Source organism: Brevundimonas sp. PAMC22021 (genome assembly GCF_019443405.1).
In the GTDB taxonomy this organism is placed as follows: domain Bacteria; phylum Pseudomonadota; class Alphaproteobacteria; order Caulobacterales; family Caulobacteraceae; genus Brevundimonas.
On the sequence record NZ_CP080376.1, the window covers coordinates 1,693,430 to 1,715,113 of the forward strand.

25 protein-coding genes are annotated in these 21,684 nt (G+C 64.6%); 13 read left to right on the plus strand and 12 right to left on the minus strand.

Going from position 1 to position 21,684, the window contains the following annotated elements; all coding sequences use genetic code 11:
* Positions 1 to 5: 5 nt before the first annotated feature.
* Together KY493_RS08335 and KY493_RS08340 are read right to left on the minus strand one after the other, a co-directional pair.
* Entirely contained in the window at positions 6 to 896 is an 891-nt protein-coding gene (locus KY493_RS08335) for an ArdC family protein (protein ID WP_066624883.1), read from the minus strand.
* A 68-nt stretch (positions 897 to 964) separates the two neighbouring features.
* Positions 965 to 1,261, minus strand: coding sequence for a DUF736 domain-containing protein (locus tag KY493_RS08340; RefSeq protein WP_054765695.1), 297 nt, complete (start codon positions 1,259 to 1,261; stop codon positions 965 to 967).
* Between the two features lie 924 nt (positions 1,262 to 2,185).
* Here KY493_RS08340 and KY493_RS08345 point away from each other — a divergent pair.
* Both KY493_RS08345 and KY493_RS08350 read left to right on the plus strand, forming a co-directional pair.
* Positions 2,186 to 3,532 carry an NAD(P)/FAD-dependent oxidoreductase gene (locus KY493_RS08345; RefSeq protein WP_184272810.1) on the plus strand — a complete coding sequence of 449 codons (1,347 nt, stop codon included), beginning with the start codon at positions 2,186 to 2,188 and terminating at the stop codon, positions 3,530 to 3,532.
* 69 nt (positions 3,533 to 3,601) lie between these two features.
* Complete coding sequence (locus tag KY493_RS08350) at positions 3,602 to 3,838, plus strand: DUF2188 domain-containing protein (protein WP_054765692.1); 237 nt, start codon at positions 3,602 to 3,604, stop codon at positions 3,836 to 3,838.
* A gap of 29 nt (positions 3,839 to 3,867) precedes the next feature.
* Here the strand turns inward: KY493_RS08350 and KY493_RS08355 are convergent, their stop codons facing one another.
* The 5 genes from KY493_RS08355 to KY493_RS08375 are packed head-to-tail and all read right to left on the minus strand — an operon-like array spanning position 3,868 to position 6,935.
* Entirely contained in the window at positions 3,868 to 4,989 is a 1,122-nt protein-coding gene (locus KY493_RS08355; RefSeq protein WP_219895935.1) for a hypothetical protein, read from the minus strand.
* Positions 4,973 to 5,893, minus strand: a complete 921-nt coding sequence (locus KY493_RS08360) for a HEPN domain-containing protein (protein ID WP_066625035.1) — start codon at positions 5,891 to 5,893, stop codon at positions 4,973 to 4,975. Before KY493_RS08360 ends, KY493_RS08355 begins: the two co-directional genes overlap by 17 nt.
* Positions 5,894 to 5,939: 46 nt before the next feature.
* Positions 5,940 to 6,299, minus strand: a complete 360-nt coding sequence (locus KY493_RS08365; protein WP_219895936.1) for a bleomycin resistance protein — start codon at positions 6,297 to 6,299, stop codon at positions 5,940 to 5,942.
* A 34-nt stretch (positions 6,300 to 6,333) separates the two neighbouring features.
* Positions 6,334 to 6,552 carry a GDCCVxC domain-containing (seleno)protein gene (locus KY493_RS08370; RefSeq protein WP_054765688.1) on the minus strand — a complete coding sequence of 73 codons (219 nt, stop codon included), beginning with the start codon at positions 6,550 to 6,552 and terminating at the stop codon, positions 6,334 to 6,336.
* Positions 6,549 to 6,935, minus strand: a complete 387-nt coding sequence (locus KY493_RS08375; protein ID WP_066624881.1) for an MFS transporter permease — start codon at positions 6,933 to 6,935, stop codon at positions 6,549 to 6,551. Before KY493_RS08375 ends, KY493_RS08370 begins: the two co-directional genes overlap by 4 nt.
* 62 nt (positions 6,936 to 6,997) lie before the next feature.
* Between KY493_RS08375 and KY493_RS08380 the strand changes: the two genes are divergently transcribed.
* A complete protein-coding gene (locus KY493_RS08380) occupies positions 6,998 to 7,405 on the plus strand; it encodes a helix-turn-helix domain-containing protein (protein ID WP_054765686.1) in 408 nt (135 codons plus the stop codon).
* A 43-nt stretch (positions 7,406 to 7,448) separates the two neighbouring features.
* Here the strand turns inward: KY493_RS08380 and KY493_RS08385 are convergent, their stop codons facing one another.
* Positions 7,449 to 8,012: a manganese efflux pump MntP family protein gene (locus KY493_RS08385; RefSeq protein WP_054766931.1), complete on the minus strand. Its 564-nt coding sequence runs from the start codon at positions 8,010 to 8,012 to the stop codon at positions 7,449 to 7,451.
* A gap of 223 nt (positions 8,013 to 8,235) precedes the next feature.
* Between KY493_RS08385 and KY493_RS08390 the strand changes: the two genes are divergently transcribed.
* Positions 8,236 to 8,511, plus strand: a complete 276-nt coding sequence (locus KY493_RS08390) for a metal/formaldehyde-sensitive transcriptional repressor (RefSeq protein WP_054765685.1) — start codon at positions 8,236 to 8,238, stop codon at positions 8,509 to 8,511.
* A gap of 10 nt (positions 8,512 to 8,521) precedes the next feature.
* Positions 8,522 to 9,478 carry a CDF family Co(II)/Ni(II) efflux transporter DmeF gene (gene dmeF / locus KY493_RS08395; RefSeq protein WP_054765684.1) on the plus strand — a complete coding sequence of 319 codons (957 nt, stop codon included), beginning with the start codon at positions 8,522 to 8,524 and terminating at the stop codon, positions 9,476 to 9,478.
* Between the two features lie 12 nt (positions 9,479 to 9,490).
* On the opposite strand, the gene KY493_RS08400 is transcribed toward dmeF, so the two are convergent.
* Entirely contained in the window at positions 9,491 to 9,904 is a 414-nt protein-coding gene (locus KY493_RS08400; protein ID WP_054765683.1) for a four-helix bundle copper-binding protein, read from the minus strand.
* A 353-nt stretch (positions 9,905 to 10,257) separates the two neighbouring features.
* Between KY493_RS08400 and KY493_RS08405 the strand changes: the two genes are divergently transcribed.
* From KY493_RS08405 to KY493_RS08415, 3 genes are all read left to right on the plus strand, one after another.
* Complete coding sequence (locus KY493_RS08405) at positions 10,258 to 10,704, plus strand: TIR domain-containing protein (protein WP_219895937.1); 447 nt, start codon at positions 10,258 to 10,260, stop codon at positions 10,702 to 10,704.
* A 70-nt stretch (positions 10,705 to 10,774) separates the two neighbouring features.
* The gene (locus tag KY493_RS08410; RefSeq protein ID WP_224761456.1) at positions 10,775 to 12,163 is read left to right on the plus strand and encodes an SIR2 family protein; all 1,389 of its coding nucleotides are present in this window, start codon (positions 10,775 to 10,777) and stop codon (positions 12,161 to 12,163) included.
* A gap of 55 nt (positions 12,164 to 12,218) precedes the next feature.
* Complete coding sequence (locus KY493_RS08415; protein WP_197273301.1) at positions 12,219 to 12,719, plus strand: toll/interleukin-1 receptor domain-containing protein; 501 nt, start codon at positions 12,219 to 12,221, stop codon at positions 12,717 to 12,719.
* On the opposite strand, the gene KY493_RS08420 is transcribed toward KY493_RS08415, so the two are convergent.
* Entirely contained in the window at positions 12,720 to 13,247 is a 528-nt protein-coding gene (locus KY493_RS08420) for a toll/interleukin-1 receptor domain-containing protein (protein ID WP_054765679.1), read from the minus strand.
* 371 nt (positions 13,248 to 13,618) lie between these two features.
* Between KY493_RS08420 and KY493_RS08425 the strand changes: the two genes are divergently transcribed.
* A complete protein-coding gene (locus tag KY493_RS08425) occupies positions 13,619 to 14,470 on the plus strand; it encodes a DUF2971 domain-containing protein (RefSeq protein WP_054765678.1) in 852 nt (283 codons plus the stop codon).
* A 72-nt stretch (positions 14,471 to 14,542) separates the two neighbouring features.
* Here KY493_RS08425 and KY493_RS08430 read toward each other — a convergent pair whose 3' ends face one another.
* Entirely contained in the window at positions 14,543 to 15,262 is a 720-nt protein-coding gene (locus KY493_RS08430) for a hypothetical protein (protein WP_054765677.1), read from the minus strand.
* 66 nt (positions 15,263 to 15,328) lie between these two features.
* On the opposite strand from KY493_RS08430, the gene KY493_RS08435 reads away from it, so the two are divergent.
* Genes KY493_RS08435 through KY493_RS08450 form a run of 4 tightly spaced genes read left to right on the plus strand, consistent with a single transcriptional unit; the run spans position 15,329 to position 19,354 of the window.
* Entirely contained in the window at positions 15,329 to 16,525 is a 1,197-nt protein-coding gene (locus tag KY493_RS08435; protein WP_112862343.1) for a cyclic GMP-AMP synthase DncV-like nucleotidyltransferase, read from the plus strand.
* Positions 16,522 to 18,192: a ThiF family adenylyltransferase gene (locus KY493_RS08440; RefSeq protein ID WP_003169300.1), complete on the plus strand. Its 1,671-nt coding sequence runs from the start codon at positions 16,522 to 16,524 to the stop codon at positions 18,190 to 18,192. The genes KY493_RS08435 and KY493_RS08440 overlap by 4 nt, the downstream gene beginning before the upstream one ends.
* Before the next feature lie 32 nt (positions 18,193 to 18,224).
* Positions 18,225 to 18,701 (plus strand): Mov34/MPN/PAD-1 family protein, encoded by a 477-nt coding sequence (locus KY493_RS14630; protein WP_081602746.1) that lies wholly within the window; start codon positions 18,225 to 18,227, stop codon positions 18,699 to 18,701.
* Positions 18,701 to 19,354, plus strand: a complete 654-nt coding sequence (locus KY493_RS08450) for a hypothetical protein (protein ID WP_219895939.1) — start codon at positions 18,701 to 18,703, stop codon at positions 19,352 to 19,354. Before KY493_RS14630 ends, KY493_RS08450 begins: the two co-directional genes overlap by 1 nt.
* A 191-nt stretch (positions 19,355 to 19,545) precedes the next feature.
* Here the strand turns inward: KY493_RS08450 and KY493_RS08455 are convergent, their stop codons facing one another.
* Complete coding sequence (locus KY493_RS08455) at positions 19,546 to 21,579, minus strand: ParB/RepB/Spo0J family partition protein (RefSeq protein WP_219895940.1); 2,034 nt, start codon at positions 21,577 to 21,579, stop codon at positions 19,546 to 19,548.
* Positions 21,580 to 21,684 lie beyond the last annotated feature (105 nt).

A 21,684-nucleotide genomic window follows, 5' to 3' on the forward strand; every position in this document is an offset into this window, starting at 1 on the left:
CGGCGTCAGCCGCCCTCGCCGGCCGCATGAAGAAAGTCCACGGCGCGCTGGGCGTGGGCGGCGGCTGAGAAGATGAATCGCTTGTCGTCGCGCAGCACCTCGAGCCATGAGGCGACATAGGCGGCGTGATCCTCGCGCGGCTCGAGAGCCAGCCCCAGGTCGGCGCAGAGGAAGGCGGCGCCGATTTCGGCCACCAGTTCTTCCCGGGCGTAGCCGGCGTCTCCATGCCGGCGGCGTCCGAAGTCGCGGTCGAGCCGAGCGGGGTGCCTGGTCCAGTGCGTCAGCTCGTGGCCCAGCGTCGCGTAGTAGGCTTCCGGATCGCGGAAGCTTTCGAACACCGGCATCTGCACGAAGTCCGGTCCCGGCGCATAGAAGGCGCAGCCGCCGCCATGACGGACGTCGGCGCCCGTCGCGGCGAAGAACGTCTCGGCCCGGGCGATCCGTTGACCGAGGTTCAGGACCGGCGCGGGCGCCGGGGCGGACGAGGCCGGGAGACCCTCGATCTGTTCGACGTTGAAGACCGTGTAGGCCTTCAGGAACGGAATGCGTCGGGTCGTCTCCTCCCCGGCGTCGTCATCGTCGATGCGGACCAGCTGGTCGGCGTAGACGACGGTGGAACCCTTTTCGCCCTTGCGGACATGAGCGCCCAGGGCCAGCGCCTGCCGGAAGGTCATCCAGGTGGAGGACTGAAAGCCTCGGGCGGCGGCCTCGCCCCACAGCAGGACGACGTTGACGCCGCGGTAAGGCGTGCCGTCGTGCCGGAGGGGTCGGCTGACGCTTTCGGATGCGGCCCAGGGCTGGCTCCAGGGCCGGACGCCGGCTTCGAGCTGGGCGACGATCTGGTGGGTGATGCGGGTGTAGAGGTCGGGACGTGAGGGTTCGTTGGGGCGCGACATGGCGGCCTCCTCAAGACGGGATTTGAAGAAGGGGCGGCGGCGCTGTCGTCAGCGCCGCCGCGGCTCGCTCAGCGGGACCAGATCAGGCTGTGTCCGCCATCGATCTCGACCAGCGAGGCGTAGATCGGGGCCGGGAAGCTGGGATCGTCGAGCTTGACCGACAGGTAGTCGCGGTTCTGCTGGCTCGTTTTCTTCCAGGCCGCGCCGAACTCGGTCTGGCCGGAGAAGATGCGGAAATCAGGAGCCTTGTCGTCGGTCTTGTCATTGGCCCGGAGTTGGGCCGCCTTGACGTTGAGGGTCAGGGTCTTGATCGAACCGCTGTAGCTGCCGTCCGCTTGCTGGGTGAAGGAACCGATGGTGGCCATGGAAGTCTCTCCTTGCTGATCTCGGGCCACGCCTGCCGCGGCCTCGATGGCGATCGGCGGACCGGAGGCCGGGCGGCCCGCAGGCGAGCACAGGGAGCCCCGCAGCGCAGCGGAGGACCGGGAGCGCGACTTTCTTGCCTCGCGAGGAAGGCCGTCCGGCCGGGGAAGAAAGTCGCGCGAACGGTTGCGGAAGCCGGACGGGCTTCGGTCAGATCAGGCCATTGAGAGGCCGCGCAAGGCTTGGCGCGTCGCAGGAGAGACGGCTGGTCACCGCCGCTTAAACCATGCGGCCAATCGCGGCGCTCGTAGGGATCGTGCCGCCAATGCCGGTGCATCCGCTCCGCCACCAAAGACGTGCCCAGGATTCACCGCTTCCGCGTCGTCGCAGCTGACGCGCGGCATGGCGACGGGCGCGGCCACGCCTGGCATGAATCTGAGGTGTCTCCTGCTATGAAGGGAACCTGAAGCAACTCCAGCTTCGTTCCCCTTCCGAGCGTTCCGTTCGAGGGACAGTCGCGGTGTCGTAAGCCAGCCGGATGAGGCGGCCGGAGCGTGCTCATCGGGAGTCAGAACAATGCGCAACTCCATCAAAATCGCTGGCTGCGGAGACAGCCCTCGGCGTCATCGCCGGTCTCGTGGCCACGAGGGTAACCGAGAGGGCGCAGACGGCGCTCTACCAGATCAAGCCGCCGAAAGTACGGGAAGAGGAAGTGCTGGAGCGACCATGCTCTTGATGATCGACGAAGGTCTGACGCCTGTGTTCGGCTACAGTGCTCCCAATCGAGACAACCCCCTGCTCACCCAGGCTAGAGGGGTCGCCGGGCACCTTCTCTTTGGCGCCGTCAACGCGGTGGTGACCGAGGCACTGTACCGCCTCGTCCGTCCCAAGGTAGCCGCTACAGAGCGAGCGCGGAGCATACATCGATGACCAAACATTATGATCTTGTGGTGATCGGGACCGGGACCGCCGCCATGGTCGGAGCCATGCGGGTTCGCGCTGCTGGTCGCAGCGTCGCGGTTGTCGATTTTCGTCCCTTTGGAGGCACGTGCGCGCTCCGGGGCTGCGATCCAAAAAAAATGCTGATCAGCGGGGCCAACGCCGTCGATCATACATGGCGGATGCGAGGCAGGGGTGTCGCCGGCGACGCCCGAATTGCTTGGGCCGACCTCATGGCCTTCAAGCGGGGTTTCACCGATCCCGTTCCCCAAAAGCACCAAGAGCGGTACTCTGAAAGAGGCATCGACACTTTTCATGGACGGGCGCGCCTCACCGGCCGCAACAGCCTTGAGGTGGGCGAGGAAACGCTGGAGTTTTCGAACCTGCTCATCGCCGCCGGAGCCGAACCCAGGAAACTCGGCATCCCGGGGGAAGAGCATCTGGTCACCAACGAGGGCTTCCTCGAGCTGGGTGACATGCCAAAGCGCATTGTGCTGGTCGGCGGAGGCTATATCGCGGCCGAGTTCTCCCACATCGCCGCGCGGGCTGGCGCCGAAGTCGTAATCCTCCAGCGTGGCGAGCGATTGCTTCCCCAGTTCGACCCGGACGTGGTCGGTTGGCTCATGGAAAGCTTTCGCCAACTCGGCGTTGACGTGCGCCTCGAAACGACAGTCCAGGCGGTCGAGCAGACGCGCGCAGGCTTTCGGGTTCACGCCCAGACGAAGGGGAAAGCCGTCGATGTCCATGCTGATCTGGTCATTCACGCCGCCGGACGAGGACCTGCGATCGACGATCTCGGCCTTGACGCCGCCGGGGTCGAGCATGAAGGAGGCCGCCTGAAGCTCAACGAATTTCTGCAGAGCGTTTCCAATCCAGCCGTCTATGCCGCGGGCGACGCAGCCCAGGTCGGTCCGCCGCTGACCCCCGTGTCCAGCCACGACGCCAAGGTCGTGGCGGCCAACATTTTGAACGGTAACTCCGAAAGGCCGAACTATCGCGGCGTCCCGAGCGTGGCCTTCACAATCCCGCCTATCGCGGCGGTCGGGCTGACGGAGAGGGAGGCTAAGGATCAGGGTCTGCTCTACCGAGTCAAAAATCAGAAGGCCTCCGACTGGTTCACAGCACGCGCAGCGGCCGAACCCACCTTCGGCTTCAAGGTCTTGGTCGAGGAAGGGACGGAACGGGTGTTGGGCGCCCACCTCGTGGGCCCGAACGTGGACGAGGTCATCAATATTTTCGCTTTGGCGATCCGCCATGGACTGACTGCGGATGACCTCAAGACCACGATGTTCGCCTATCCGACGGGCGCATCGGATGTGGGCTACATGCTATGACGCTCAAGCGGTGTCGCGGTAGGTTCATGGCGCCATCCGCATCGCGGATTGGAGCGAAGGAGGGATCCCTTGGAGAGGCAGTCCGACACCATCCAGTTCACGGTGATCCGGGGCGACGGCGACTGGCGGGTGCTTCGCGATGGCCGACCCTCAGGGCATTTCGACTTCAGCGTCGACGCCATAGAGTCCGCGCTCGTGAAGGCGACGACGCTGATCGACAAGGGCGAGCAAGTGGAAGTCTTTGTCCAGGACGCGGCCGGCCAGTTGCGTCAGGTCGATCCGGTCGGCGGGGAAGTGCTCCACTAAGAGGACGGCGATTCCGACCTCGTCGCCTTTTAACCCGTCCACTCGAGTGCGAAATCCGGAGTGAGCGCGATCAAGCCTGTTTCGATCTGGTTCCAGGTCAGGCGGAGCGCCTTCAGATCTTCGGGCGTGAACAGGTGCGCATGGTGCGACGCCGCGCGCAGCTTCCCGGCCTGCTTCAGAAGATCGAACACCGCCTCTGGGTCGTCGAAACCAGCCTCGAAGATCGCCTGGAAATGCTCCGGATGGCTCATGATCCGCGCGTAGTGGGTGTAGTCGGCATGGTCGAAAACCTCGCCTCCCCGCTTCTTCCACTTCCCCAGCAAATCCTTGCAGTCGCACAGCGGCAGGCGCTCGTCCGCCCAGTCCTCACCGTAGGTCTCGGCCATCACGGCATCTAGAATTTCCCTCAAGGTCAGTTCGTAGCGGTGAACCAGAGTCTTGGCGCGCTTCACATGCGGCGGGGCCGAGTTGGCCTGAAGGCGGGCCTTCAGGCGACGGCGCTTCTCCGCCATCGTCAGGAGACGCCGTCTCGGCCAGTGCGCAAGCCGCAGTCCCGCCGCGTCTAGGAAACTGCGATAACCGGCCAGATTGGCGAACTGCGGCATCTCCGTGATGGAGAAGGCGCCGACCGCCTCTCGCACTCCCCGCGTCAGCCGGTCGCTCTCGGCGAACATGTCGGCCATCGCCGAGGCCCGCGCGAAGGCCTCGATCTGGGCGGGTCGCCCGATCGCCAGGGCGCTCGCGCCAAGACCACTGTCCGACAGTCGGAGGATGCGATCGACGAAACTGTCCGTCGGCGTCCTGAAGCGCTCGAGACCATCCGGCAAGGCGAAGCCGGCGGACAGTTGCGCGATCCGCTCGGCCTGCTCGATCAGGCCATTCGGAAACGCGGCGCGATAGACGCGGTCCGCGTCGGTCTGAGCCCTCATCAGGGCGCCGACGCCCTGCATCCGGTCCATGAACGGGTTACGACCCATCGCGGCCAAGGCCAGCGGGGTCTCCAGCTTCATGCGCTCGGCGATGCCGAGCACGCCGCTGGCCCGCAGCATATCGTGCTGTCGGCGGACGTCCTCAAAGGGATCGGCCATCCGTCTTGCGGCGTCCAGCGTCGCGCGCATGCTGGGCGGGATCAAATCACGCGGAAGGGTCATCGCTCGCCGCTTCGCGCAGATGGGCCAGCCGTTCCTCGCACACAGTCGTCGCCAGCGCGCGCAGCACCTCAACCCGCTGGGTCAACCAGGTCAGTTCCTCGACGCTGATCTTGTAGTGCTTGGAGTAACGAGCCTTCACATAGGCCTCGCGCAGCAGCTCGAAGCAGCGGCGCTCGAACTTGGTCTCGCGCGGCCAGGCCTCGGCCAGGCGGGCGTCGATCGCCTCGCACTTCTTGCGCAGGAAGGCGAGGTTGTGCGCCTTGCCGCTGTAGAGCGTCACAACCAGCAAAACGCAGTGGTAGAGGTGTTCAGCCGATTGATGAAGGTTGAACGCGGCGAGCTTAGGATCAGCGCCCTCGCCCATATAGAATTTCGCGCCACGAGCAAAGCTGGCCGAACTCTGCGTCCAATCTCCGAAGAACTCCTCCGCTTCCTTAAGGGCAACCTGAGCTTTCAGGTCAGCCGGCTTGCGCAGCTTGGCGCCGGGCGTGTCGAAGAGAACGATGCCCTCACGCACGATGTCGGCCCAGAAGTATCGCCCGCGGTCCAACTGCTCGTTCACGTCTTCCAGACTGTGCACGATAAGGCTCACCGGCGTGCGGATCAGGGTCTCGCCCGGCATCAGCTTGTTCTCGGCGTCATGCCAGAACTCGCCGTCGGTCAGATCCTCATGATCGACAACGATCAACAGATCGAAATCCGAGAAGTAGCGTCCGACCGGATCATGGACCCAATCGCCGCGCGCATACGATCCGTAGAGGATGATCTTGAGGATCTTGCCGTTCTTCAGCCGCTCGGCCCGACGGGTCGAGACGGTTTCGGCGAACGACTCGCGGATCACCTCGACCACCCGGCGCAGTTCCACCTGCTTGCGCGGCGGCAGATGATCGATCGAAGTCTTCATGACGCGAGTCTCGCGCAACGCGTGCATCGGGGCAAGGCGCGAAGCCTCAGTTCTGGATCAGGCGGATCAGGGTTCCGTCCGGGTCGATGAGCGCGCCGATCCGCATGCCCGACTCCTCGATCTTGGGCGCGTGCAATCGGGGTTGGCCCCAGCACGTCTCCGGCAGTCCGGTGCCAAGGCACACGGCGTAGAACGCGTCGAGATCGTCAAGCCGCAGGCAACAGCTGAGGTTGCTGGTCAGCGGATCAAGTTCCGGGTGCGGGAAGAACTCAAGCGTCAGCCCGCCCCGTTTCAGGATCATCCACCCTTCGTCGCGCCAGCCCTGCTGGAAGCCCAGTCGAGTGTAGAACTGGGACGTAGCTTCGAAATCCCGCGACGGCAGGTTGGGCGTGGCGTGATCGGTCACGGCGAACTCCGGAATGCAGCAGTGCCGCCTAAGCCTAGCCGCAACAGCCCTTTCCATCCACCTGGATCGGCGGACACGGCACGTCGGCATAGGAGCAGAACACGCAGCAATCGCCGGGTTGAGGCTTCAGCTTCACGCCGCAACCGAGGCAATCGTAAAACCAGATGCAGGCGTCGGTGGGCATGGTCTCGGTCGCGACGTGACCGCAGTGCGGGCAGGTCAGCGTCGATTCCAGAACGATGGCGGGGCTCATCGCATGGCCGCCAGTCGCGGCATGGCCCATGGTTCGATGTAGGGCTGCCAGGCCAGGGACAGGACGATCAGCAGGCTGGCGATCACCAGCAGCCAGAACGCCAGACGCGAGGGCCGGCGGCAGGATGCGTCCTTCCGACACATCCGCAGGCGACGCCAATGCAGCAGCCAGCCGGCGGCCAAGATGACGGCAGCCAGAAGCGTCAGCCAGGTTCGCGCGCCCGCGATGACCGCGGCGCCGGCGAAGGACACGCCCGCCACCGAGAGAGCCAGAGGCAGTACACAGCACGCGGCCCAGGCGAACACCGAGGCCACACCGCCGATGGCGGCCGAGGCGCTGACGGCGACCTCAGGAATGTTGGGCCGGTCTTGATCGATGGCCATGGGGCCTCCCGTTCGATTTCTGCTACAGGCTACAACCCGTAGCCGCTACGGGATCAAGAGCCATGTCCGCACGAAGTTTGACGATCGGGCGCCTCGCAGAGAGCGCCGGGGTGAACTTGGAAACGGTGCGCTACTACGAGCGGATCGGCCTGATGCCCGCCCCGGCCCGCACCGAGGGCGGACACAGGAGCTATGAGCCGGAACACGCCCAACGCCTGCGCTTCATCCGCCGGTCCCGCGAACTGGGATTCGGCATCGACGCCATTCGGCGGCTGATCGCGTTGAGTGAGCCGGGCGTCCAGGCCTGCTGCGAAGTCCGCGACATGGCCCAGGACCACATCGCCAGCGTGGACGCCAAAATCGCGGATCTGGAGCGGCTCCGGACGGTGCTTAAGCAGGCCGTCGCGGACTGCAGCGAAGGCGGGCGGGTTCGGTGTCCGGTGATCGCAGAACTCGGATCGATCGCATAGGTGATGACCTGCGCACCCTGTCGAGCCGGTAGGGTCCTGGCAATCACGCGCCGATGACGCCGAGGTGCTCAAGCAGGATCATCAGACCGAGCGCGACAAGCGCGAGCCCTCCCAGAAGCTCGGCGATCTTGCCAAAACGCTGGCCGACGGCCCGGCCAATCAGCATGCCGATCGTGGTCAGCAGGAAGGTCGTGACGCCGATTGAGGCCGCGATAACCCAGATATTGGCTCCGATGAAGGCCAGGCCGACGCCAACAGCCGCCGCGTCGATGCTGGTCCCGACCGCCATGGCGATCAGCGCCCAAGGTCCGGACCGGCGTGGGGCATCCTCAGCCAGGGGACGGGTCGCTTCCCAGATCATCTTGCCGCCAACAGCGGCGAGGAGGCCGAAGGCGATCCAATGATCCACGCGTTCGACGAGGCCTGCAGCGACCATGCCGAGCCCCCAGCCAATCACCGGGGTGATGGCCTCGATACACCCGAATACCAGGCCTGCCTTCACGGCGCCGGCCAGGTTCGGTCGATGCAAAGCACCACGCCCAACGGCGGCGGCGAAGGCGTCGGTAGACATGCTGAGAGACAGAACGGCGATGGCGACAGGAGTCATGACGAGCATCCACCCGGCAACGAACAGCGCTTCCCTCCCCGGCCGGTGCGGCGGTGGGACGCGCTGGTCTCGCTAGGCGGCGGTTCCGCTGGTCGGACCGCGCGCCGAAACGCGAGTGTGTTGATCCGACCCCGGCGATCAGACGCCGGAAGCTACTCCCCAACAGGAAGCGGCCTCATAGGAGGTGTCGCGCGCCGGTGCAAGATACTATAGGGGAGTATCCATGGCGCATACCTCCACGAACAAGAAGAAGCTCGTCGCGCGGGTCCGGAGGATCTCGGGTCAGCTCAGCGCAATAGAGCGCGCCATCGAGTCTGAAGCCGGGTGTTCGCAAATCCTGCAGCAGGTCGCGGCCGCGCGGGGCGCCATGGGCGGGCTTCTGGAAGAGTTGATTGAAGACCATCTGCGCCACCACGTCGCTCATCCCGATCTGAGCGAGGACGCCCGGCAGGGCGGCGCCGACGAGTTGATCGCCATCATTCGCCGCTATTCAAAGTAAGGCCCGCGCCATGTCCGCGTCCGAGACCGACTATCTGACCCACGACCACTATTTCCTCAGCCGTTCGCACGACGACAGCGCACGGCGAACGCTGTGGGTGGTCGGCCTGACGGCCGTCATGATGGTCGGGGAGATCATCGCCGGCCTGGTCTACGGCTCGATGGCCCTGCTGGCCGACGGCTTTCACATGGCGACCCACGCCGGCGCCCTGGCCGTTGCGGCCGGCGCCTACGCCTACGCCAAGCGGCATGCCGCCAACCGGCGCTTCAGCTTCGGGACCGGCAAGGTCGGGGACCTGGCGGGGTTCGCCTCGGCGCTGGTTCTGGGCATCGTGGCGCTCGGGATCGCGGGAGAGTCCATCGGCCGCCTGATCGATCCGCGCTCGGTCGCCTTCGGCCAGGCGACGCTGGTCGCCATCCTGGGTCTCGTGGTCAATCTGGTCAGCGCCGTCCTTCTGTCCGGCGGGGGGCACCACCACGGTCGTCATGGCCACGGGCATGGCCATCACCACGACCACGATCATCACGACGACCATGATCACCAGCACGGTCATGGCGGCCATCGCGACAACAACCTGCGCGCCGCCTACATCCATGTGCTGGCCGACGCCCTGACCTCGGTGCTGGCGATCATCGCCCTGCTTGCGGGCCGCTATATGGGATGGGTCTGGCTAGACCCGCTGATGGGCATCGTCGGCGCGATCGTCATCGCCCGGTGGTCGTGGTCCCTGATGCGCGACACCGCCGCGGTGCTGCTCGACACAACGGACACCGCCATCGAGGCCGAGGTCCGCGAATTCGTCGAGGGGCCGGGCGACGCCCGGATCACCGATCTGCACGTCTGGCGCATCGGGCCGGACGCGCACTCGGCTATCGTCAGCGTGACCGGGGCTGTGGATGTCGCGACCGTTCGCGACCGGCTGAGGCCGGTCCACGAGCTCGGGCATCTGACGGTCGAGTGCCGTTGACGGCGATCGGCCTCAATGGCGTGACGGTGTGATCGAGGAGGCAGCCTCGCGGCAAGCGTTTTCGCAGCGGCGGCATTCCTCGGCGCAGATGCGGCAATGCTCGTGCATCTCGGCGTGTTTCTCACATTCGACAGCGCAATCCGCGCAGGCCTCGGCGCAAGTCTCGAGCATGCGCTGGATCAGTGTCTCGTGGCTGCCGGCGCGACGCGCGGCGAGGCCGGCCGTGGCCAGGCAGACGTCGGCGCAATCAAGATTGAGGCGGATGCACTGGGTGAGATCCTTCACCATATCCTCGGCCAGGCAGGCATCGGCGCAGATGTGGCACACCGCGGCGCAGCCGTAAGCCGCTTCGATCGCGCGAACGAGACTGTCGTTGACGCTTCCGCGCACGTCGGGATGGGTGCTGATCATTGGTTGGATTTGCATCGGAGGGCTCCTTGGTTGATCGGAGTCCAACCCAAGCGCCGCGACGGGGTTCCGAATGGCGACGCCTCCGGATATCCCGCGGATGACCATCGCCTCCTCCCTGGGGCTACGGACAGATAAGACTGCGGTGAAGCGCCAAAGAGCGGACATCAGTCCGCCGCCGAGAACTAGATGTTTCGACAAAATCGAAGTTGTCCGCACGCGGCGGCGGACCAACATACATCGTATGGCTGGCTGTCCGATCGCGAACCCGTAGTGGCGGGAATATCCGACAACCGTAGCCGTTGACTCGGAGGACCGCCGAGCGCAACCCAAGCGTTAGCAAGGGGCGATTCAGACCCGTGGAGGGAAACATGGCACGTCGGGTGTTCTTCAGTTTTCACTATCAACGCGACATCTGGCGTGTGAATCAGATTCGCAACATCGGCGAGATCGTGGGCACCGCGGCGGTCGGGTTCCATGACGCCTCGCTCTGGGAAGAAGCCAAAAAGAAGGGCGATACGGCGATCAAGAAGATGATCGACGACGCGCTGCTCAACACGTCGGTTACGGTTGTTTGCATCGGCGCGGCCTCAGCGGGCCGCAAGTACATCGACTACGAAATCAGCCAATCGATCGCGCGGGGCAACGGGATAGTGGGCATCCAGATTCACGAGCTCAAGGATAGGCTCGGAAATACGGATCTTGCCGGCGCTACCCCGGCTCTTCTTACGAGGGCCGGGGTGCCCGTCTACAAGTATGCCGATCACGCCCGGTTGGCGGCTCGGATTGAAGAGGCGGCCAAGCGGGCCGGACGGTAGGATGCCTACGTCAAGCCGAAATCGCTTTCTCAAGGATTTTCCAGCTGCCCTCCACGAAGGCGTTGGCGCAGTGTTCGTCGGCGCCGGTGTTTCGAAGGCCGCGGGATATCCGACTTGGGCGGAGCTTCTTAAGGACATCGGCGAGGAACTCGGTGTCCGCTCCAGCGACATCCAGGACCTCGCCGCACTGGCCCAGTGGCACATCAGCGAGAGCGGTGCCGCGACCGGCGTCCGCAACGTGATCCGGCAAGAGATCGGCAAAGATCGACCGGTTCCGCCGACCTTGGAGGTGCTGGCGCGCCTCCCCGTTCGGCAGATCTGGACGACGAACTACGACCGTCTGGTCGAGCGCGCCTTCGCCGTGATCAATCGGCCTGTCGATGTTGTCTCCGGGGCGGCCGACCTTTCGCTCCGCGCCCGGCCCGGCGCGGCACGGCTCTACAAGATGCATGGGTCCGTCGACCGAATGGACGACATCGTCATCTCGACCGACGACTACGAACTCTATCGGTCCAAGCGTGGGGCCTTCCTCCCCCTGCTGCAGGCGCATCTCAGCAGCATGTCCGTTCTTTTCATCGGGCTCAGCCTGACCGATCCCAATGTCCGGCACGTGCTATCCCTCATTCGTGAGAGCTTCACTGAAGCGCCGCCGGAGCACTTCGCAATCGTGAAGCCGCCCAGCCTGGCGGACTGTTCTTCCGAGGACGAGTTCAGGGCCCGCACGGCGCAGCATAAGCACTGGGCCAAGGACCTTCGCCGCTACGGACTGAGGACAATCGAGGTAGAGCATTACGACGAAATTCCCGAACTGATGCGCCAGGTAGAGCGCCGCGTCGCCGCGATGCGGGTATGGGTCAGTGGAAGCTGGCCGCTCGACGGCGACGACGGTCGCGCCGGCGATCTGTATCGCCTTTCCGAGGCGGTCGGCGGGTTGATCGCGGACACCGGGCGGGATCTGGTGAGCGGATCGGGCTTACTGGTCGGCCCAGCTGTGATTGGGGGCTTTATCGACCGTCTCCGTCAGGACGGCGGGTGGGATCTGGACCGCCGGCTGATCGTCCGACCCTTCCCTCAACCGCTGACGGATAGGGAGCCGGACCAGAAACGATGGACCGCGCTTCGCGCCGAGATGGCGCGACAGGCCGGGATTGTGATTTTCCTAGGCGGCGCAAAGCTCGAGGGCGGCTCTCAGATCGTTGCGGACGGCGTGTTGAAGGAGTTCGAGGTCGCGCGCGAGGCCGGGGCCTTCATACTGCCCATCGGTGCGACCGGAGGCGCGGCCGAGCAAATCGCGCAAGATCTGACTGGGTCCGCTATCCCATCGCAGGGCGCAAGCGCGGCCAGGCCAACCGACGAAGAGCTAGCCGTCCTGTCAAACCAGGCCACAACACCCGACAAGCTCCTGAAGCTCGTTCGAGAGATACTCCAACGGCTGGCGAAGCCACAGGACGACAACTGAGGTGACCCGGTTCGTAACAAGGGCGGAACTTCGGGGTTTCGCCGCGAACATCACTTTGACCGAACAGGCCTCCGTGCTTCGCACGGCTTCGGCGCGAAGCCCTGCCGGCTCAACTTTCCTGTCCCACTCCAGCAAGGACCAGGATCTTGTCGTGGGTGCCACGATCGTCCTGCAGAACCACGGCGCCGTGGTCTACATCGATGAAATCGACCCGGAGATGCCTCCCTACACCACGGACGAAACCGCCAATTTGCTGAAGTCTCGCATCAAGCAGAGCAGCAGGTTCGTTCTTCTGACGAGCAAGAACAGTAAGGAGTCGCGCTGGGTGCCTTGGGAGCTGGGAGTGGCTGACGGCTACAAGGGCCTCGGACAAATCGCTCTGTTTCCGTCCTCGGACGATCTGCACGACTCGACCTGGGCCTCATGGGAATATCTGGGCCTCTATCGCCGGATCGTTTGGGGCCAGATGAAGGGCAGCGACCAAGACATCTGGATGGTACTAAATCACAAAGCGAACACCGCAACGCCTCTCCGGAAATGGCTGACGGGTGGGTAGCTAGGTCGTGGGTCTAAGCTTATCAGCGCCACGCCGCCATTCATCATAGGACTTGTACGACCCCATCTCCGTGCGTCGTACTTGGTTCACGAATATGCTGGGGCTGCCGCTTAGGTTTGCGAAGTCTATCTTGGGATAAATCTCTAGATACTCTTCGCCTGTGAAGTCGAGTTCGCCCGTTGGAGGGATCAGCGGAAGGATCGCGACGTTGCCGTTATGGCCGTCGAAAAAACCGAGCTCCCACGGCATCCACCTCGACCGCCTCGAATGTCGGGAAAAGAGATAGAAGCAGGCGTCGCACTTCCTCATACGATGCCGCAACCTCTCTGCCGTAGCGCCGGTGACTGCGTTTCGGTCAAGGTTCGGATCGCTGATCCAGTCCACGTAGACGGTCTTTCCGGCCTCCTCCAGGATCCGCTTCACCCCCATGACGAGACTAGCGTCCCGAACGGAATGGGAGAGGAAAATGTCGAAGCGATCTGTCAGGGCGCTCAGCGCGGAGTCGAGAGCGAGCGCGAACGCCAGCACATGAGCGGGCTCGTCCTCTGCTACGCCAGCGCGAGCGCGGGCTTGAGCTTCAGTTAGATACATACGGTCAAGCTGAAGCGTAGACCCGCCCGTGTCCAATTGGAGATTGAGTAGGCATCGGAAGTCCGGGGTTCAGCAACTCGAAGCGGTTTGACGCCCTGCTCCCCGAAGCGCGATCTTGTTTTTGAAGGACCTGCCGCCGGGAGGCCGACAATGCAGCGGCCTTCATTGCGCTGGGTACTGCGGAGAGCGCCACAAGCGAACCAAGAGCGACGGCTCTATAGCGGATGTCAAATCCGGATCTGCGTGAGCGACACTTCCAATCCCTTCCAGCCATATTCTCTTTAGCAACGGCAGGTCATAACTTCCGCATGGCCTTGCCTTGGGACTTCAGCTCGGACCACTGTCCGGTCGTATACCACTACACCTCGATCGAGGCGGCGCGGGCGATCGTTGAAAACCGGACCTTTCGGCTCTCCGAGTATACCGCGCTGAACGACGCTTCGGAGTTTTCGTATGCTCGTGATCGACTGATCGGCCTTATGCGGGATCGACAGGTCTACACGGACCTCACGACCCGCATTTTCGTCGTGTCGGAGCTTGAGGGGCTGACCGCAAACACCGGCCTCATGATCGGGTCATTGACTCCTCGGCGCGACGATCTGGGGCAGTGGCGAAGCTACGCGGGCGATGGTGGCGGGTGCGTTCTGGGCTTGGACGCACGGCATCTCGAACACGACGCCGGCGTCGCGATCCGGACCGTGGTTTACGACGAAGCCTTGGTCGACCGAATGCTCTGTCTCGGCTTGGGCGTCGTCCAGCAACAGCTAGAGGATGATCCTGACGATCACCCGACGCTTTCGGACTATGCGCGGCGCCTGTGCGTCGACCTCTTTTCGATGAAACACCCTGGCTTCGCGGACGAGCGCGAAGTGCGGATATCGCGGATGCTAGTTCGCAATGGCGACGGCGCACTCGAGGACGTTGGTGGAAATCGGACGGGCGGAGAAAAGACACCTGCGCTTCCAGTGGGTCTTCGCGCCGGCCGTTTCGGGCCGACGCGATATGTGGATGTGCCCCTCGCCCGCCAGGATGGTTCGTCGGCGATAGTCAGCGTCGGCATGGGCCCGACCATGTCTGCGGACGCCGCCCCTGAGGCCAGCGACTTCTTCCAGTCTCACGGGCTCGAAATCTGGCGCTCCTCGCTCCCATACCGGGCTTGATATTCAGAAAGCCGCTTCTGCTGGGCCGAAAGGCCCGTTCTGGTGACGGCCCGACCCCGCGATGGCGACCTGCTAGCGCTTTATCAAGCCGAATGTCAGAGGCGTCCAAAAGTCGGCGCGGATCCGAGTGAGACGCAGGACACCTGCGGTATTCAGGCCCCGACTCCAAGCCCGGTTAGTCCAAGTCGGCCCGGCCATAGCCAGACCTCCACTTGCCTGTGAGCGCAAGGACAGGGTTGCGGCTCCGTCGAAACAGCCGACATCGCCGGCCTTGGGGTTCAACACCCGCCCCTCGAAGACATAGCTGAGGACGGCGTCCCCGGCTTCGTTCGCCGGCCTTAGTTCAACGGCCTTCAGGGTTGATATCTGATAGCGATCGTCGGCACTTTCGAGTTCGAGATAAATCCGGGCGAAGGTGGTCCGGATTTTCACCGACACGGGAACCTCGACCAAGTCCGGCAAGGGCCTAGCCAAGTCATCCACGTCGAGAGCGGGTGCGCCAGCCTGTTTGGCCGCCTCCTTAAGCCGCTCGACGACGGACCAATTCGAGGCGACCACGCCCGACCACTCCCCGTCAAGCTGCGGAGCCTTGCGTTGAAAATAGGGGACAAGCCACAGCAGCCGCCAGATCGGCGTCGCGACGAAAACCGTCACTAAAAGCGAGGTCAGGCTCATACCGCTTTGCAATGACGGGAGGATTTCGCTTCCGACCAACAAGCGCGCGCCAATGATCGCGACGCAGATCGCCAAAGCTGCCGTGAGCCAAGCCTTCCAACCCAGAACGGAATGCATTTCGCCCCCTTGCGGTCACAATCTTTAACCCTAGATGTAGGGTTCGGGCGCGCTCAGGACAACAACATGCGGTATAATGCACATCGGCTTCTTCATCAGGCGGCGAATCAACCGTGCCTGAGATGCGAACTGGTTATCACCGACGCGCAGAAGCACAAACTCCAGACCGCACAGAAGCTGGTCCGCAACGCGCTTCGTGCAGGGCTGCGGGTGGCCGGTGCCTATCTGACCCAGGACGAGGTCCCTCTGGTCAAGGCGCACGGGGTTCCGGACCCCGCCGCCCTGTCCTTTACCCCGAAGTTCCGCACCCAAGGATCTTGGGCGTACGGCACGCTGAATCAGCCCGCGAAGGCCTGTCAGCAACTCGACCTCGATGACGGCATGTATGTCCCCATGTCGATCGTCGGGCTCAACCCGGCCGTGGCCTCGAACACGCTGTTCGCGATCGTCGAACGCATCCTGGGCGCCCTCTGCGACGCCCAAGGCTGGACCCTCGACACAAGCAAAAGCATCTGCGTCCGGGTCGTGATTGATGCGGAAGCGCACCTCGACCTCAACATCTACGCCATCCCTGACGTGAAGATGGCCCTACTTGAAAAAGCCTTTCATGCGGCGGCCAATCGCGCAATGGACGGCTCCGCGTTCTCGTCCCCGCCGCCCGAAATCCGGCTCGATCCGAGCGAGATCTATGTCGCCCACCGGACTACAGGCTGGGAGCAGTCGGACCCGCTGGAACTCGAGGACTGGTTCGTCAATGCGGCGGCGCGTCATGCCAGCTGGACCGACCTAAAGCGGCTTACTCGCTATCTCAAGGCGTGGCGGGACTACCACTGGGACAGCTGTCGTTTGAGCTCTCTGGTCCTGATGGTCTGCGCTGTTGAAGCCTTGGACGAAGCCAATACCCCGCCCCAGCCTGGGCGGGACGACGACGGGCTGCTGGTGGTGGCCCGCGCCCTGTCCGCCAAGATCGCGGGCGTGGTGTGGAACCCGGTGGTTGACGACAAGGCCCTGAACGACAACTGGACCACAACCGAGCAGAACCAGTTCGAACTCAAAGCGCGCGCCCTCGCCAGTGAATTGGACGGTGCTCTCAACAACGAGACCAGCATCTTCAATGTCGTCGAGCGCTTCCGCAGGCTCTTCGGTCATCGGGTGCCGGACAACGCCGCTCTTGTGTCGCCCATCGCATCCGCAAGCCAGGTGCGCTCCACCGTTGCAGCGCAAAGCCCATCGCCCCGGGTGGGGTCCCAGACCTCCGGGTGACGCCTCTGGAGACCCGCGCTTGGGCGGCCCTCGACGCCGCCCTCAAGGCGCGAGGGTTCGCCTATGTGCAAAGCCGACGCGGGATCACCCGCTATCGCGGCGACCTCCGGTCGGGGAGGACCACCATCGCGGTCGCGGTCTGCGTGACTGATCCGGTGATGACGACGCCACCGAAGATCTATGTCGAAGACCTCGCGATCCGCAGGCGCCTTTTGGCCCACCTGAACGCCGATGACAGCCTCTGCTTCGCCGAGAAAGAGGTCGAGGAATATGATCCCTACAATGCCGGAGGGGCCATCCTTAGGGTGCTCGAGTCCGCCAAAGAGACGCTCGACCAAGTGCTCCACGCTTCCACGCTCGCCGACCGCCAAAGGGAGTTCGTCTCCTACTGGAACCCTGACACCTATCTCTATACGGACCTCCCCGCAGGGTTCTCCGGTCGCGCGCGCTGCTGCACCTGGAACAGGGTCGGCGGGCGAGACAGTTTGGTGATCACGACACCAGAACGGGTTAGCCGATGGAGCCGGGACAAGCCTGACGATGTACGGCAGGCATATGTGCTGCGCGGCAACCGCCCTTTCGACATTCGGCGAGGCGGAGGGCCGGGCAAAACCCTCGCCACGCTAAAGACTTGGATCGCGCATTTCGTCGATGAGCCGGACGCCATCGCCCACGCATTTGCGCCTGCCTTGGTGGACAAGGGGCACATCATCCTTGCGGCCGAGAACGGGGTCGTCGCCGCGTCATTCAAATGGCCCGAGTTCGCCAGGATCGCCTATGCGAAAGCGCCCCAGAATCGTCGCGCCCGATCCATATCTCACGGAGAGAACGAGATGACCCTCGATCGTGGCCTTGCCGACAGCGTCGCTCTCCCGGACTTGGTCAACGGCCGGCTCAGCGCGCCTTCTCCCCTTATCGGAAAGGCCGTCGCAGTCGTGGGCGCGGGCGCAATTGGTTCCCGAGTCTGCCTAGAGCTGGCGAGGTCCGGCGCCGGTCAATCTCAGCGCCCCATGTTGATCATCGACGGCGATCAGTTCTCGACCGCCAATTTTGGCCGCCATGTCCTGCCGGTTTCCGCGGTTCGCCTCGCCAAGGCCGGCGCTCTCGCCGCCGAAGTTCGACGGCTCCATCCCGACCTGACGGTGGAGGGCGTGGCCACCGACGTGTTCGGGGTCACAGCCCGACTCCAAGACTACGACCTCGTCATCGACGCGACTGGCTCAACACCTGTGGGCCTTCGTCTCAACGATTTGGCCGTAACGACCCGCCGCCTAGGCAAGCCCTTCCCCCCGGTGATCCACGCCGCCATCCACGGCAATGGTCTGGCGGCCCAGACCGTGCTGGTCACCCGCTCAGCCCATGCCTGTCTAAAGTGCTTGCGGCCTAACCACGGCGAACTCAAAGCCAATCCCCTCAAACCCGGCGTGACCACGGCGGTCGAGAGCGGCACCTGCGGCGATGGCGCTCATATCAACTATGCAGCCCCGGCGCCGATGCTCGCTGCCACCCTTGTCGTTCAAGCCGCCCTTGAATGGGCGGCGGCACCCGACATGCCAGGTCCTCGCGTCCGCACTCGGGTGCTGGATCTCGAGCATACGGCTCCTCCGAAGGACCGAAACTGGCCCATCGAGCCGCTTTGTCCGGCCTGCCAAGGCCCGGTGACTTGAGTTTCGGCCCCCGCAACGTCCTTGTCGAACACATGGTGTTGAGCCGCATCAAGGCCATCGCAGAAGCCGCAGCCTTTCGACACGAGGTCGGTGGGATTCTGTTGGGGAGCTATCGTGGCCGCGATCTTCATGTCATCGACGCTTCCGCTCCTCAGAACAGCGACCGTTGGTCCCCGACACGGTTCTGGCGATCTCCAGCCGGTCACCAGGCCTTTGCGGATGCAGCATGGAGACGGTCTGGCGGTCTGGTAACCCATATTGGCGAATGGCATTCCCACCCGGAACTCCGCCCGACCCCCTCGGTGATCGACCGGGCGTCCTGGCTCAAGTCGCGACGTGAGCAGCGACGCCCGCTCGCCTTCCTCATTGTCGGGACCGCCGATGTCTGCGTCTGCGCCGACGCGGAGCTCGGAACGATCCGGGCGCTTGTCCCCATCGACCAAGACGAAATGGGCGTTCTGTTTGGGCATCCCCTGAGCGATCCATCGCGACCTGTGACCGTAAGCTAATGACGAAGGCACGTCTCGATGTTCCCGAAGACTGGATTTCCCGGACGCTGGATCACGCGGTCCAGCGCTATGCGAACCGGACGGGTGAACTATTCTATTTCAGCATGAAGGGTCACCACGAGGCGGTCCGTCACGCTTACGAGGACCTCGGTGGCGAAGGTCAGTGGTGGATCCCCACCCTCAGCAACAATCTGCTCAAGGCCATCGCCCTGACGTTGAACGGCCAGTGGCAGAACGACGTGGTGGAATGGTTGTGCGAAACCCAGGCCTTCGGATCATCAGGTGCCACGGACTTCTCCAAATTCAGGAAAAGCGCGTCGCCGGAAGCGGTCAACAAGCACGTCCGCCGCCTACGGGGATGCGGCCTCTCGACATTCCCGGAATACGCCACGCTCCGGGAACTGCACCTCGTCGCTAATGCGGTGAGGCACGGTCCGGGACGTTCCCTGACCGAACTTTGGGAAGCCCATCCGGAACTGTGGGCACCCGATAGCGAGATCATCCGACTGCGCCCTTGGTACATGCCCGCGAAAGAGCCCTTGTCTCAGTTCATCGTCAGCGAGGCTGACATGAACCGATACAACGATGCGGTTTGCACCTTCTGGAACCGGGTCGCTGAGGCAGCCCTCACGGAGGGTGAAGGATCAGACTGACCTGCGTCAGCGGTCAAAATTAACAGAGTCCGCACCCCAAGATCTCGATACTCGATTTGCTTAGCTACCCGCTCCCGCAAAGCAGACCAGATCGACGACGGCTCAGAGTCACGAGCCGCCATCAAGCCATGAAAAAGCCGCGCGCCCCCAAAGGGCGCGCGGCGAGTTTTCGCTCGATCTGTGCGCTGCGGCTATTCGGCCGCGAACGCATAGGCGTCGTCGTTCGGCGCGGTGCGGGTTTCGTCGTCAGCACCCTCGCCTGCCTCCTGCGCCTCCGCAGGCACACCAGCCTGCGTCCGCAACACCGACGGCAGCCAGCCCCGACCCTCCACTAGCCGTTCCGCCGCCTCGGCCATGTCGCCCTTTCTGAACCCGGCGATCCGGCCCGCTTCCTCCGGATTGACGGCCTCGGTCACCGCCTCCAGCACCCGCGCCTTGGCCACCCGCGAGAAGTAACTGGCCGCCGTCGCCGTCCACGTCCCGGCCATGTCGAGCCCTACAGCCGTCGCCAGCGTCTCGGCCTGCGCCAAGGCGCCGGGCCGCCGGTCGTGCGGATCGCGCACCGCGTAGAGACCGACCCCGGCGCAGCAGGCCATCAGGTCCAACTGCTCCGAAGGCGGCAGCGCGGCCACCACGCCCCAGAGGTCTTCCGGGCGCTCGGGCAGGCGCGCGCCCCACGCCTCGCACCGGTCGCTGACCCGGCGTCCGGCGGGGCCGTCCTCCACCCCCGGCGCCAGCCGCTCCAGCCCGGTCGTCGTCAACCGAAGCTGCAACGGCGTCCAGACGCCGTAGCCCGGATAGAAGACCTGCAGGGCGAACGCGTGAACCACCGTCGCCAGCGCCGCATTCACATCGGCCTGCACCGCGTCGCGCAGACCCATGGTCTTGTGGGCGGTCAGGTCGATCAGCAGACGATCCGACAAGGCCGAGGGCGCCTCGTCCTCGGCGGCCTCCGCCTCCGAGCCCGGCGAATTGTCCGCACTCTCGTCCGCCGCCTCTTCCTCCTGCCACGGCGACGGCGGATCGGCGGGCACGTCCTCGGCGCGGACCAGTCCGCGCTCGAAGCGGGCGAGGCCGTCGTGACCCAGCGTCACCACGACCCCGGCCCGCGCCCTGGCCTCGTCGGCATAGGCGAAGTCCGGGCCGAAGGCCTGCAAGGCCTTGTCGATCTCCTCCAGCCGGGCGTCCACCTCGGGGGGGAACATTTCCGCCGCGTCGGTTTCAGAGACGAGGCGGTCGTATTCCTCGGACAGGGCCGCGATTTCGGCGACGTCCGCGTCCGACCGTTCGACCGCCACCGGATAGACCCGCCCGAACGCCGAAACGTCGGGGTAGTCCAGACAGGCCTCGGCCCATTTCCAGCCCTCGCGCTCGCGGGCCTCGTCGGCCAGTCCGGTCAGCTTGTCGCCGACCAGCCGGTCCAGCAGGACCACATCCTCCAGCCAGCCGCCGCCGTCCTCGGTGAACAGGTCGCGCAGCACCCCGCCCCCCTCGGCCTCGTAGGCCTCCACGCCGACGAAGCGGACGCGCCGGTCATCGACGCGGACCTTGGCCTCGGTCATGGCGCGGCGGATGGCGTAGGCCGGGGTGTGCGGCCCGATCTGCTCCAGCACCTGCCGTTGCCGCTCGCGGTCCTCGCTGACGCAGAAGGCGGTCAGTTGGTCGAGCGCCAGCGTCCCCTCCCGATAGGCCGTCATCAACTCCGGCGCCGCCGACCCGAGCCGCAGCCGCTGGCGCACCACATGGGCCGACACTCCGAACCGGGCGCCGATCTCTTCGGGTCCGTAGCCCTTCTCGGCGGCGAGCCGCTGGAAGGCCTCGAACTGGTCGGCGGGGTGCATGGCCTCACGGGTCATGTTTTCGTCGAGGCTGATCTCGTGGGCGTCGTTCTCGGCGTCCACGATGACCCGCACCGGATGGGTCCGCTTGATGGCCTTGCGCTTGGCCAGCAGCCGCAGCCCCTGACGGCGCCCTTCGCCGATGGTGACGAGGTAGTTTCCGGTGGGCGCGCCCTCCCCGTCCCGCTCGATCTCGACCACGGGCGGCTGCAACACCCCCTTGGCCTTGATGGAGGCCGCGAAGGCCTCGATGGTCGCCGGGCTGTGCGGGGTCTTCCTCGCATTCTTCGGCGAGGCCTTGAGCCGGTTGAGCGGCACGGTGATCTCCGAGCCGTGCTGCGGCGCGGTCGCTTCGGTCGCGGCGGTTTCGATGGATTGAGCAGTCATGTCTGCCTCCTTGGGCAAGGGTTGCAGGCACGCGAACTGCGCGCCTGAAACCCTGCCCGTCGGCGAGACCGGGGTAGCAAGGGCCAGGGCGGACCGGCCGGAGGG